Genomic DNA, 14,159 nt, shown 5'->3' on the forward strand with positions numbered 1-14,159 from the left:
GTCTTATATCTGAAACACATCTGATGCGCTTATTATAAACACATTCCGTTTCATTTGTCAAACAGTGTTTCTCAAAAGATACGAAGGTGAGGTTTTTATGTCTAAACAAAGCATGAAAATGGAGGAATTGAGTGCATTAGTGAAAGCGAAGCGCGGCAAAACGGGACTTCGCGTAACTGCAAAAGAAGCCGGGGTAAGCCCCTCGACATTGTCGCGGGTAGAGCAAGGGAAAATACCCGATCTTGAAACACTGCAAAAACTCTGTGATTGGTTGCAGGTGCCACTAAGCCGTTTCATGAGCCAAACGGATCAAGAAGATTCAAATGTTATTGCGGGGCTTAATTTGCAGGGTATGGATACGCCAGCAATTATATCTGCGCATTTACGTGCAGATAAAGCGCTTAGTCCAGAAAGCGCAGAAGCCTTATCGCGGATGATTCAAGTGGCGTACGAAACATTTGCGAAGAAACCAGGCAAAGACGAGGAACAATGAGAAAAGGATTTAAAAAGTGGTGTGAAGATGAAGCTAGTCGATTCCGAAAGGTGCTAGGGCTCAAAGAATATGAAGCACTGACTTGGGAACAGCTATCCAATCATTTGGAAGTACCGGTTGTTGATGCATCATTACTTGATCTTCCAGAAAATGTGCGCCAGCAGTTGTATAAAAACGATCCCAATTGTTGGGATGCCTTTACTCTCCCTGTAGGGGAAGGTAAACATATAATATTTTATAATTCAAATCAACCGGCTAGGCGAACCACGAACACTATCATGCATGAACTTGCTCATTTGGTCTGTAATCATGTGCCGTCAAGAATCGTGAATCTTGCTTTTCCCGTTCGCACATACGATTCGACCCAAGAAGATGAAGCGGATTGGTTGGCTGGAAGTTTACTTTTACCGCGAGCTGCATTGTTACACCTGCTTAAAAGAGGAATGAAAAAGGAAAATATCGCGGATCAATTCCAAGTAAGTATGGAGTTATTACAGTATCGAATAAATATGACAGGCGTATTAAAACAAATTTATTCTATAAAAAAATGGTGAAAAAGTGGCTCCTATTTTGGGGAACCGCTTTTTGTTTTTTCTATAAAAACGTAAAATACAAATCATAAAAAATAAATACTTTACTTTTTGTTTTGCGCATGGTATATTGTGTCTAACAAATAAAAGTAAATAATTTTATTTTTGAAAGTAAGGAAAAAATATGGTTATTAATCAGACTATGAAACAACCAACGGAAAGAGTTTTCCCCCAAAGTACTTTGCAAGCTGCTCGGGATTTGGTGTATCAAGGGAAGGGTTCAATCATACCGCAATTCCGTAAACATTTTAAGTGGGATTCATTGATGGTAGCACGGTTTACGGATACTCATGAAGGAGCTCCTGATGTGTTAGATCTAATCGCATTTAATGACCCGGAAGAAAAACGTTATCTTCTCGAAATGTATTTGGAAAGTAGGGATATCCCGGTCGAATTGGAAAGAAGGATTTTGGATGAAAATTTGTTCTTAGTCATCGCCATTCGTGGAACATACAATTCATCCAAGTTGGTTTTCCTCACTAGGGTAGACCGTTTAGAAAATCCGTTAATCGTCGAGTCCATTTATGATCGTTACTTACTTGCAGAATCAATTTTCTTGCATAGCAGACTGAACTTTCAATGCTCCATTCGTAGATAAAATTAGTAAATGACAAGGAGAGGGTATTACAATGAAAGCACAATTCTTCGGTATGATTGATAAGGTCGTAAGAAGTATTTTGCCTGTGTATCAATATGATTCCGTGGTGATGCCTTTGTCGGCATTACGTTATGCATATATACACCAAGAGAAGCTCGGTTTGCACTTACCATTCTCATGGGAAGAGTTGTCAAATGATCGGTCAGGGGAAATGGTTAAACGGGCATTGAACGACTTGGCTGAACAAAAGCCAAATATTAAGCTGGGGTTGAGTTTGTTTAACGAAGAAAGTGTTAGAAGTGTTTTGCCTGAACTTATCTACCATATGGGCAAGATCGAATTTCCTGAAGACAGCTATGAGCTTTTAGAAACCTATTTTGAAGCTGGGGCAAGGGCTAAAGGTAAAGCTGGTATAGTATTTGAACCTAGAGAACTTAATACGATTGGAACTAGAATTTTGGATATAAAGCCAGGAACATCCATATACGACTTTTCCTGCCGTTATGCTAGAGCGCTTGTGGAGGCGGCGAGACGAAATTCTGATGTTTCAGTGCATGGCAATGACATTAACCATGAAGTAGTAGGTATTGGACAATTATTTTGTTTTATGTGTGGGGTAAAGGACTTTGAGTTGCATCAACAGGATACTATTGAGTTGTTAACGCATGAGAAGGTATTAGACGAAAGATTTGATTATGTCATTTCGATCCCCCCGTTTGGGCTAAAGCTAGATCAGGAAATACGTACTAAATATGGAATCGTAAGAAGAGATGCAACCATCGGGTTTGTCATCCATGCATTGGACTCCCTTAAAGACGACGGGAAGGCAATTGTGACGGTAACAAATGGGGTTTTGTTCCAAGGGGCGGCTACCGGAGAGATTCGGAGAACGTTGATTGAAGATGATTTGATTGAAGCAGTTATTACTTTACCAGGTGGGGTCTTCTCTGGAACCGCTATTCCAGTGTCAATGCTCGTTTTGAACAAGAATAAAGATGCCAAACGTAAAGGAAAAGTACAAATTATAGATGCCACCTCATTTGGTGAACGGAAAAGAGGAATTACTATTATATCTGCTTCTGAAGTCGATCATATACTGGATAGCTATTTCGGATTAAAAGAGGACAATAAATTTAGTCGCTTGTTGAATATATTTGAGATTCGGGAAAACAGCTATAATTTGCTGCCTAGTTCATATGTGCAGATGGAAGATGCAGAATCGATCATAGGGGATGTACAGATTGATCGTTCAGCATATGAAAAAAACACGCCAACAATACCTTTAAAACAACTTGTTTCTATTTACAGAGGTTTAAATACAGCAAGTAGTGTAGAGCCAGATGCCGTTCAAGCTAAAGTCATACAGTTGTCTGATGTTAAAGACGGGGTGTTACAATTAGAGACCGTTGAGAACTACGGAATAAAATCAACAACCAGAGAGGAAGAAGCTGAAATACAAAGCGGAGATGTACTCATCACGAGCAGAGGAATCGCCATAAAATTTGCTGTGGTACCTGATTTGGAAGGGAGTGAGCCGTATTATTTGTCGGCTAATTTCATTGGTCTTCGTCCGCTTCCTGGAGTAGATCCAAATTTCTTATTAGCGTTCTTTGAGAGCCCTATTGGAGAATCATACATCCGTGCCTTGCGTAAAGGTTCTTCATTACCAATTCTAAATGTGAAGGACATTCAAGATATCCCGATCCCTAAATTAAGTGCAGAAGAGATGACGGAAGTAGGCTTGAGATACAAAAAAGCTAACCAAGAATATGTCCAAGCACTCGAGACTGCTGAACGGATACGTATTCATCAGTTAGAGCAAGTTTACGAAAGCATCGGAGTAAGCAAAGGCTACAAAAAGAAAGCATAACCCCAAATGACGGAGAGACCAGTGATTAGATTTCATAAAAACTTATTTAACAGGTATTGAGTGCAATTTGTCGAAAGATTAATAGTAATAAGATAAAGTGATCTTGATTGAGTATTACCAACGAGTAAAGATGATTATATACCATGGATTTTTCAGAGAAGGAGAACTGCAAATTGAATAATAAAAAGATAACCTTGTCCCAGCTTGAAAGTTTTCTATTTAAGGCTGCAGATATATTGCGCGGCAAGATGGATGCTTCTGAATTTAAAGAATTTATCTTTGGGATGTTGTTCATTAAACGATTGTCGGATGAATTTGACCTAAAGCGCCAACAACTTATCCAAAAGGACTTCGCACATTTAAAGGATCAACCGGAACTCCTCAAGGAACTGCTTGAAGACAAAACATCCTACGGTGAGACTTTCTTTGTACCTGTTCGTGCCCGCTGGAATGAGTCATGGATTGACGAAAACGGTGATGTCGTACCTGCATTAAAAGATTTGAAACACGATATCGGAAATATGCTTAATAAGGCGATTGCAGCCATCGAAGACGAAAATGACGCCCTCGCGGGAGTTCTCAAAAACAACATCGACTTCAACGCAGTTAAAGGCAAAACCAAAATACCCGACCAGAAATGGAAGGAACTGCTCGACCACTTTAACCAGCCTCAGTTCGTACTGGTCAATGACAATTTCGAGTTTCCCGACTTACTTGGGGCTGCATACGAATATTTGATCAAGTACTTTGCTGATAGCGCTGGCAAGAAAGGTGGGGAGTTCTATACACCTGCTGAAGTGGTGCGTTTGCTGGTTCAGCTCACTAAACCGGAGGCGGGGCAGGAAATTTACGATCCCACCGTCGGGTCTGGAGGATTTCTTATTCAATCTCGACAGTATGTCGAAGAACAAGGACAAGATCCAAACGATTTGGCCCTATTTGGTCAAGAATCCAACGGCACTGTATGGTCAATATGTAACATGAACATGATTCTCCACAACATCACACGTTTCACCATAGAAAATGGGGATACTCTGGAAGAGCCATTGATTACTGATCCAAAAACGGGTGAGTTGCGTAAGTTCGATCGAGTACTAGCTAATCCACCATTCTCCCAAAACTATAGTCGGGCAAACATGAAATTTACTAACCGCTTCCGAGAATGGTGTCCGGAAACTGGTAAGAAGGCTGACCTAATGTTCGTTCAGCATATGCTTGCGAGTTTGAAGTCGGACGGCATTATGGCCACAATTATGCCGCACGGAGTACTGTTTCGCGGCGGTAAGGAGAAGTTGATTCGTGAGATCCTGATTAACGATGATGTGATTGAGGCCATTATAAGTTTACCGCCCGGATTGTTCTATGGAACCGGCATTCCTGCTTGCGTGATTGTATGCAACAAAAACAAGCCTGATGCATTGCGCGATAAGATTCTCTTTATTAATGCCGATCGCGAATATGCTGAAGGAAAAAACCAGAACAAACTGCGTCCTGAAGACATCGAAAAGATAGATTTTGTTTTCACACACAAGCGAGAAATTCCTAAATATAGCCGCCTAGTCAGCAAATCAGAGATAGTGGAAATTCATGACTATAATCTGAACATTCGTCGCTATGTAGACAACACACCCGATCCGGAACCGGAGGACGTGCAAGCTCATTTGATCGGTGGTATTCCAGAGACTGAGGCCGCTGCCCTAACGGAAGACTTTGCGCATTTCGGGATAGAACTTGACGTATTTTTTAGGCCCGAACGAACGGGATATCTAGCTTTCAATGAGAATGTTGCATCCAAATCCGACATCAAGGCTATTTTTGAGGCTAACCCAGCGGTTCATCGGACAATTTCAGCACACAATAATGCTTTGAATACATGGTGGGAGACGGCCCGTGAAGATTTTTCTGGTCTAAGAGAGGGCAAAAAAATACCGGAAGTCCGCATTAAGCTTCTAACGACACTTAAAAGTAAGCTAATCCCATTACATGTGCTTGACGAGTTTAAAAGCGCCGGCGTTTTTGTGAATTGGTGGCAACAAATTCGTTACGACTTGAGGACTATCATAGCGACAGGGTGGCATCACAGTCTTATACCAGACAATTACTTAATTGCTGAGTTCTTTCAAGCCGAGGCTGATGAAATTGAATCGCTGGAGGCACAGATAAGTGAGGTACAAGGGAAACTGGATGAGGAGATCGAAGTAGCGCAGGAAATGGTTGCATATGAAGCTGAAGAGGATGAGAATGTGACCGCTGCCGTTATTAAGAAGGCTCTCAAGGAATTAATCGACGACCTCAAGGGAAGCACTGGGGAATCAGCTCGAAAGGAGCTTGAAAACCTGCAGGACCAGGAAAAGACTATTCTCTCTCTCGAAAAACGTATTAAGGACATTAAGACTAAGCTGAAAGTTAAAACTGACGAATTGGCTCTCAAGATACAGCTTAAACGACTGGGTGGAGAAGAGTTCATAGCCGAGAACCAGGAGTTGATCCGGCAGATAGATGAACAATTGGTGGGACTCGATCCATCAAAAAAGGACGACAAGAAAAAGATTAATGCTCTGAAAAAGGATAAAGTTGCTCTTGAAGCACGAATTACCAAAACCCACAGTATTCTCACTGCAATTGGCGGCCAACTAACGGAGGAAGATGCTCGTCAACTAATTCTTAAAAAGCTCTATGATTTAGCTCTTAATGAACTAGACCGCTATCTCAATGCTGAAAAGCGTAGACTGGTTCAGGTGGTGGAAAATCTTTGGGATAAATATGCGGTCTCTAGTCGAGAATTGGAAAGTGAACGCAATGAATCCCTGAAGATTTTGAATGGTTTCTTGAAAGGGTTGGGGTATATCTAATGAAAACGATGGATGGATGGGAAGAAAAAAGACTTACTGAATTAGCTGAATTTATAAATGGATATGCTTTTAAACCATCGGATTGGGGAAAAGATGGCCTTCCAATTGTCCGTATTGAACAACTAAAAAATCCAGATGCACCTACGGACTATTTCTCTGGGAAGCTTCCACCTGCTTATATTGTCGAAGATGGCGATCTTATTTTCTCATGGAGTGCATCATTGTTTCTAAGAATTTGGAATTATGGGAGGGCAGTACTGAACCAGCATTTATTTAAGGTTGTGGAGCGTGAAGGTGTAGATAGGGTCTTTCTGAAAAGTTTTATTGAATTCTACTTGCCTGAACTGACTAAAGCATCTCATGGTTCAACCATGCAGCATATCACTCGGAAAGAGCTTGAAGGATTTAAGGCTTTATTTCCAATTTCAAAGCGGGAACAAACGAAAATAGCCGATATTCTCGCTACGGTGGACCGAGCAATTGAACAAACAGAGGCGTTGATTGCTAAGAAGCGGCGCATTAAGGCGGGGCTGTTGCAGGATCTTCTTACTCGTGGAATTGACGAGCAAGGCAATATTCGCTCCGAGCAAACCCATAAATTTAAAGATTCCCCTTTGGGAAGGATTCCAGTCGAGTGGGAGGTTCGACGACTAGGTACATTACTTGAAAGTATTAACCAGGGTTGGAGTCCTAATTGTGAATCAACCCCTGCTTCAATGAATGAGTGGGGGGTGTTGAAAACTACAGCTGTTACTTGGGAAGGATTCTTCGAAAATGAGAATAAAGCATTACCAGATAACTTGAAGCATCGTCCTTCACTTGAGATAAAGACCGGTGATCTTCTAATGACACGTGCAGGTCCGAATTCAAGGGTCGGAGTCGTGTCATACGTTTACAGCACGAGAAGCAAGCTTATGCTATCCGACAAAATCTATCGTCTTGTACCAATTGAAAGTGTGGATGGTCGTTTTCTCTGCTATGCGCTTTCAAGTTTTGCAGCGCAGAGGTATTTATCAAATCTAAAAACTGGAATGGCTGAGTCTCAGACCAATATATCACAGGAGATTGTCAAGAACCTATTATCAGTAGTTCCAAGTAAGGAAGAACAAGTAATGATTGCTGACATCCTCGATCAACAATCTAAAGATACAAAACAAATCAATGAAACACTTAAAAAGTTACATTCCCTCAAAACCGCGTTAATGAAAGACCTACTAACTGGTAAGAAACGTGTAGCCACCCTACTCAACGAAAAGGAGTTGATGAGCGGATGACTTATAGTAAAACATCCAATGACATTAAAATTGATGAACGCAATCATGTTGAGAAACCGTTGCTTAATCAACTTGAGGGTTTAAAGTGGGAAATTATCGATCTCGATAATAGTCAACGCCCAGCAGATAGCTACCGCCAAAGTTTTACTGAAGTAGTGATGCTTCCGGTTTTACGCGAACAACTGAAGGTCATTAATCCTTGGATGGAGGATGACCAGGTAGAGGATGTTATTAAACAATTAACATCTAGCTTTCCTGGTAAGGGATTGATTGAAAACAATCGATATGTATTAAATTTGTTACTTGAAAACACAAGTGTAAGCGAAAATCGGCAAACTAGTGAAAAAAGTCCAACAGTACGTTTCATTGATTTTTCACACCGAGATAATAACCGTTTTATCGCTGTTTGCCAGTTCAAAGTGCGAATTTTGGGCACAGAGCATCACATTATCCCGGACATTGTGCTATTTCTGAACGGATTGCCAGTAGTGGTAATCGAATGCAAATCGCCAAAGGTTAAAGACGCTATCCCGGAAGCTATTGAACAGTTACTTCGTTATAGCGAGCAACGGGGGGCCAAAGGCGAAGGTAGCGCACCGTTGTTTTACTATAACCAATTTGTCATCGTCACCTGTCGTAATGAGGCTAAGTTCGGCACCATCACTACACATAGTGAAAAACATTTCTACCGTTGGGCTGATCCCTATCCTCGTACGGTAGATGATCTTGAACATGGTAGTAGTGGACCTAACGACCAGCAAAGACTTGTTTTAGGGATGTTAGATCGGGATAATCTGCTCGATCTTATCCGAACCTTCACCATTTTCTCAACTAACGATAAAGGCCAGACTATTAAGATTGTAGGGCGCTATCAACAATTTCGTGCAGTTAAATTAGCTGTAAAGCGGCTCTTGACAGGACGAAATCCACGCGAACGGAGCGGTATTATTTGGCATACCCAGGGTTCTGGTAAATCACTAACTATGATGTTTATGGTTCGTGAAATGTATCGTCATCCCCAGCTTTCTCGCTGGAAAGTTGTCTTTGTTACTGACCGTACTCAGTTAGAAGATCAATTGGTTGAAACCAGCCAAAGCATTGGTTTTTCCGTTAAGGTAGCCGACAGTATCAAAAAACTAAAGGAACTTTTGCGATCCGATTCTTCTGATTTGGTCATGGCTATGATCCATAAATTTCGTGAATCCGAACTAACCGAAACTTTCCCGGAGCTAAATGCTAGTTCGCACATACTTGTAATGACTGATGAAGCGCACCGCTCCCAATATGCAATGCTAGGAGCAAACCTTGATAAAGGACTTCCGAATGCTGCTCGTATTGGATATACTGGAACGCCTATCGATAAGACCGAAAAGGTATTTGGCGATTACATTGATAAATATACTATGCGACAGTCGATTGAGGATGGTGTAACTCTAGAAATTGTTTATGAAGGACGTACTCATAATGCCGAAGTGACCGATCAGAAAGGGATGGATTCAGCCTTTGAAGATGTATTTAGTGAATACAACCTTCAGCAACGTATGGAAATACTGGGGTACGGCTCTCGCGATGCTTATTTGGAAGCTGAGCCAACCATCGCTGCAAAGGCTAAAGACATGGTACAACATTATTTAACACATGTATTTCCTAATGGTTTTAAGGCGCAAGTGGTGGCAACATCACGTGAGGCAGCGGTTCGCTACAAAAAACATATCGATGCTGCTTTGAAAGAAGCGATTTTCGATTTAGAGGCGTCTAATCCTAGAAAACTTGATCTAGAACTGCTAAAGAAGCTTGATACCGATGTCATTATCTCAGGCAGTCACAATGACGAGATTCATCTTAAACCTTATACGGATAAGAGCAAACACGAAACGAGTATTAAAAGGTTCAAGATGTCATTTGGAACTGAAGATTCGGGTGTCGATGGGAACTTAGGGATTATAATCGTAAACAACATGCTCTTGACTGGCTTTGATGCGCCGATAGAGCAGGTTATGTATCTCGATAAAGTCATTGTTGCTCATAATCTTTTACAAGCTATAGCTCGTGTGAATCGAGTAGGTGGCGCTTTTAAAGATAAAGGCTTTGTTGTGGATTATGTAGGTATTGGGCATCATTTAAAGAAGGCTATTGATAGTTATGATGAACGCGAACAGAAGGAAATAATTGATACGCTTAGTTTCCCTGATGATGAACTACGTGAGCTAATTGCTAGTCATGCTGCAATCATGGATTTATTAAAGAAGCATGGTCTATCGGATTTAACTGATCATGATGCGTTTTTTGATCTTTTCTACGATGAAGACATTCGTTTTGACTTTATGATGGCGTATAAGAAGTTGACAAGATGTCTTAATCAGGTATTTCCTGCCCGACAAGCTCTTGACTACATGGCAGATTACCAAGCTCTTACTGAAATAAATGTATTGGCCGGAAAGCACTTTCGTGATGAGCGTCTAAGTATGAAAGGTATTCCTCCCAAGCTGCGCAGTATTACTGACGCTTATCTTGAGTCAAAAGGTATTGAGGTGAAGGTCGAACCCATCTCAATTCTTGACGAGGACTTTCAACAAGAGGTAGGTAAAAGAAACCGAACAAAAACGAAGGCTGCAGAAATTGAGCATGCAATCCGCCACCATCTTGATGTTGAATTAGATGATGATCCAGATTTACGGGCTTCTTTCGCCGCGGCGCTTGCAGCGATATTTGAGGAGTTTCGTGATAACTGGAAGAAAATCTATGAGGAGCTTGAAAAATTACGTGAACGCATCATTAATGCAAATAAAGAACCTACTTATGGCCTGCATCGGAAAAAGCAAATGCCATTCTTTCGAAGTTTAAAACGCGAGATCTTCGGTGAAAAAGATCTTAATGAAGATGAAATCTCTCTTCTTGTTAACTTGACGCAGCAAGTCTTTTTAGTTGTTGAGCGCGAGCTGAAACTAACCGGATTTTGGGAAAGTATTCCGGCCCGCAACAAGTTGAAGGCAGAGATCCAAAAGATATTTCTTTCTCCTGAATTTAATAAACTTCCCGACCTTGTGAAAAATCGTGCCCATATCATAAGCAGGGTCATGGAAATTTCCGAGAAGAACAATGATATTATTCTCTACGCGGTGTGATAATTATGGAACTAAAATACACAATTAAAAGGTCGGTAAAGAGGAGAAAGTTAACTATTACTGTCGAACGTGATCGTAGTGTAATAGTACATGCACCAGAGGGGATATCAGATGAAAAAATTGAACAGATAGTAGCTTCAAAACGTCAATGGATATACGAAAAAATTAATCATCCTCAGAAGTATCAGGACTTACCCCATGCACCGGGGAAAGAACTCATCAGTGGTGAGTCTATACTTTATTTGGGACGACAATATCGTATTGAGATCGTCAAGACAGGGTTATCGGAAATAAAATTTGCTCAACGTTTTTTCATTCCAAATGTACAGATGTCAAGGAGGGCAGAAATATTACAGAAATGGTACATTGAAAAGGCAAAGGAAAAGATAATTCCAAGGGTGAAATACCACGCTAGGCAACTTGGTGTCGATGTATCCATGATAAAGATTGTAGACAACCGTTACCGGTGGGGTTCTTGTACTTTGAACGATAACGTCAATTTCAACTGGAGATTGATTAAAGCGCCTATGTTTGTCATTGACTATATTATTGTCCATGAACTGGCTCACCTAATTGAGGCAAACCACACACCTAGGTTCTGGAATATTGTGAAAGCCCAAGCTCCGACAATGGAAAAGGCAAAGACTTGGTTAAAAGAGAATGGACAGTTACTTGAAATGGTTATATGAAGGAGTATGGCACCTTTATTCGGGTGCCTTTTATGTTGCGTTCGAAAGAATGGCGAGCTCAATATAAAAACTGAAGAGAGCAGATTAAATCAACGCTCGTTAATTTTTTTAAACAATTGTGGAAAATAATTCTTTACAATGTTCCTCATTGTTCCTATAATGGTTATCAGGAACAGTGAGGAACATTGGAGAGGTGAGACGATGGTTACTTATTCAGCACGGTTGACAAAAAGTGGAGTAAATAGTTGGGCAGTTGAGTTTAGGCATCCGGTTCTTAGGGATCGTGAAGGAAAGCAAGGGAGAAAAATTAGAAGAGGGCTTGGAACTAACCAGGAAGAAGCAAAGATTGTCGTAGACGACCTGAATCAATTGCTCATGGATCAATCTTACTGGTCATTGACTGAACAGAGACGGGCAATTAAAGAATTTAGTTCTAGGGCCGTGGAGATTTTTTATGATCAAATGGAAGACGACTTAACGCTTGACCCATGGGAGTTAAGAGAAGAGAAGATTAAGTTACCTAATCATAACGACGGATATACTCGTGTTATGCTGCTTGGGACTACCGGTGCTGGAAAGACAACAGTTATACGTCAATTAATTGGGACTGATCCTGACGAAATTAGTTTTCCGGCAATTTCCGCAAGCAGGACGACAACTTGCAATACCGAGTATGTTTTCTCCCAAGGTAATTGGTGTGGAGTTGTCACGTTTAATTCTCAAGCACAAACCATTAAATTGATTGAAGAATGTGTATGGGAAGCTTTTAGAAGAGCAGTTCTAGATGAGAACGAAAAAACTATCGCCAAAGCACTTCTATCTCACCCCGAGCAACGCTTCCGTTTAAGTTACTTTCTTGGTCAATATCGAACAACTGCCAGAGCTAGTACAAAAGATAGCAGTCAAGTGGAAACTGATATCCCTTATCCGGATCAACAAGAATTACAGGCAGAACTCGATTACATTATTAATGAGATACGCCAATTAGCGGAAGAAGCTAAAGCCCAGTGTCCTCCAGACGGAGATAATGTTGATGAAGTAATTGATCTTCTCTATGAAGTTTGGGTTCGAGAGGATACAGAACGCTTTAATGATCTAGTACAGCATATCTTTGGGATCATTAAAAAGTGCTTTGATGTAATTAAATATGGAACTTTATATCGGGATACACGTGGTTGGCCTATATATTGGCACCACGAATCAGAGGAAAAAGGTCAAGTCATAAATACTATGAGATTTTTTGCTGGAAATGAAGGCAGGAGATTTGGACAATTACTTGCACCTGTTGTAAATGGAGTACGTATCCAAGGACCGTTTAAGCCTAGTTGGTGGGGGGATGATGAACCTCCGAAAATGGTTTTGATTGACGGAGAGGGAATAGGACACGATTCCAACATCACCACTAGCATTCCGATGGAAGTGACTAATCGCTTTAAGGAAACGGACGCAATTATTCTTGTAGACAACGCAACCCAGCCTATGCTGGATATTCCAAAGGTAATTCTTCGCGAGGCAACATCTCGTGGTCAAATGGATAAGCTAATGGTCGTTTATACCCGCTTTGATCAAGTTCAAGGTTCTAATATGATTGATGATGAAGATCGTATCGATCATGTGATGGGTATTCAAATTGGAGCAATTGAGGCTATGCAGGAAGCGTTTAATTTGAATCCAACCATGATCCGGCAACTTAGAGATCATCTATCAAAATACACGTTCTTCTTTCCAAATACCAATGAACTACAAAGTCCGCCTGATGAATTAATCAATGAAATAGATCGGTTTATTGAAGCTATAATCAGTAAGTCTAAGAAGGTACAGCTACAAATCCCAAATGAAGATACTTCGTTTCCTGAATATGATTTTGGGAGGCTTGTACTAGTAATAAACGAAACAGAAGAGTTGTTCATGCAAAAATGGCTGGGACTATTAGGACTGAGATCTTCTCAATTTCCTAAACAGCACTGGATGAGGATTAAGGCCTTATCTAATCGCCTAGCAAACTGGCCTAAGATGGCAGAATACAACGATTTAAAACCGGCAGATGACTTAGCGAGTTACTTGATGCAAAGAATTAATGAATTCCTTTATTCACCTAAATCCTGGTCTCTCCCTACTTCTGATGAAAGGAAGACTGGTGTTATTCAGAAGTTATCGGAATTGATCTCCGATGAAATTAACCAACTGATATTTAAACGAGTAAAAATCGATAATCATGCGCAATGGATTACGGCTTATAACTATAAAGGAACAGGATCGACGGTACAACGTGCCAGTGAGATAAGGAGCATATTTGAAAAGGTTATACCACAGCCGCGGATCACATATGATTCGGCTTCGGGGGACTTATTAGATAGTATTCGAACAATTATTGAAAAATCGCTGGCTTTAATCAAGGAAGAAGGGGTAGAGGTTGAGTCAAACTAACCAAATTGGAGGGGCATATGAACAAAAAGGATTTTGAAGAGATTATACGTTTAGCCAGGGAAGGTAAGCATATTTCAAAAATATGGTCGGATCATTTCCCTGATTATGATTATTGGGAAGTATATATGGAGGCCTATGGAGCTGGTGAAAGAAGTTCGGTGGGAGTAAAAAGAATGATCACTGCTCGACTGAATAAATTAGCAGATGCCGATTCCAAGGATGATCGAGAAGAACTTATAGG

At 40.8% G+C, this 14,159-nt stretch carries 10 protein-coding genes; all 10 read left to right on the forward strand.

Going from position 1 to position 14,159, the window contains the following annotated elements; translation table 11 throughout:
• Positions 1–97 precede the first annotated feature (97 nt).
• Positions 98–493, forward strand: a complete 396-nt coding sequence (locus tag PBA01S_RS17030; protein ID WP_127576401.1) for a helix-turn-helix domain-containing protein — start codon at positions 98–100, stop codon at positions 491–493.
• Positions 490–1,047 (forward strand): ImmA/IrrE family metallo-endopeptidase, encoded by a 558-nt coding sequence (locus PBA01S_RS17035; protein WP_127576402.1) that lies wholly within the window; start codon positions 490–492, stop codon positions 1,045–1,047. Before PBA01S_RS17030 ends, PBA01S_RS17035 begins: the two co-directional genes overlap by 4 nt.
• Positions 1,048–1,225: 178 nt before the next feature.
• The gene (locus tag PBA01S_RS17040; RefSeq protein WP_127576403.1) at positions 1,226–1,681 is read left to right on the forward strand and encodes a hypothetical protein; all 456 of its coding nucleotides are present in this window, start codon (positions 1,226–1,228) and stop codon (positions 1,679–1,681) included.
• Positions 1,682–1,712: 31 nt separating this feature from the next.
• Positions 1,713–3,551, forward strand: a complete 1,839-nt coding sequence (locus PBA01S_RS17045) for an N-6 DNA methylase (protein ID WP_127576404.1) — start codon at positions 1,713–1,715, stop codon at positions 3,549–3,551.
• Positions 3,552–3,724: 173 nt separating this feature from the next.
• Positions 3,725–6,403, forward strand: coding sequence for a type I restriction-modification system subunit M (locus tag PBA01S_RS17050; protein ID WP_127576405.1), 2,679 nt, complete (start codon positions 3,725–3,727; stop codon positions 6,401–6,403).
• Positions 6,403–7,677: a restriction endonuclease subunit S gene (locus PBA01S_RS17055; protein ID WP_127576406.1), complete on the forward strand. Its 1,275-nt coding sequence runs from the start codon at positions 6,403–6,405 to the stop codon at positions 7,675–7,677. The genes PBA01S_RS17050 and PBA01S_RS17055 overlap by 1 nt, the downstream gene beginning before the upstream one ends.
• Positions 7,674–10,802 carry a type I restriction endonuclease subunit R gene (locus tag PBA01S_RS17060; RefSeq protein ID WP_127576407.1) on the forward strand — a complete coding sequence of 1,043 codons (3,129 nt, stop codon included), beginning with the start codon at positions 7,674–7,676 and terminating at the stop codon, positions 10,800–10,802. The genes PBA01S_RS17055 and PBA01S_RS17060 overlap by 4 nt, the downstream gene beginning before the upstream one ends.
• Positions 10,803–10,807: 5 nt before the next feature.
• Positions 10,808–11,491 carry a M48 family metallopeptidase gene (locus PBA01S_RS17065; protein WP_127576408.1) on the forward strand — a complete coding sequence of 228 codons (684 nt, stop codon included), beginning with the start codon at positions 10,808–10,810 and terminating at the stop codon, positions 11,489–11,491.
• 201 nt (positions 11,492–11,692) lie between these two features.
• The gene (locus PBA01S_RS17070) at positions 11,693–13,918 is read left to right on the forward strand and encodes a hypothetical protein (RefSeq protein ID WP_127576409.1); all 2,226 of its coding nucleotides are present in this window, start codon (positions 11,693–11,695) and stop codon (positions 13,916–13,918) included.
• Positions 13,919–13,935: 17 nt separating this feature from the next.
• A partial coding sequence (locus PBA01S_RS17075; protein ID WP_127576410.1) for a hypothetical protein occupies positions 13,936–14,159 on the forward strand: 224 nt, incomplete at its 3' end.

It is taken from the genome of Paenibacillus barengoltzii NBRC 101215 (assembly GCF_004000745.1).
GTDB classification, from domain to species: Bacteria; Bacillota; Bacilli; order Paenibacillales; family Paenibacillaceae; genus Fontibacillus; species Fontibacillus barengoltzii.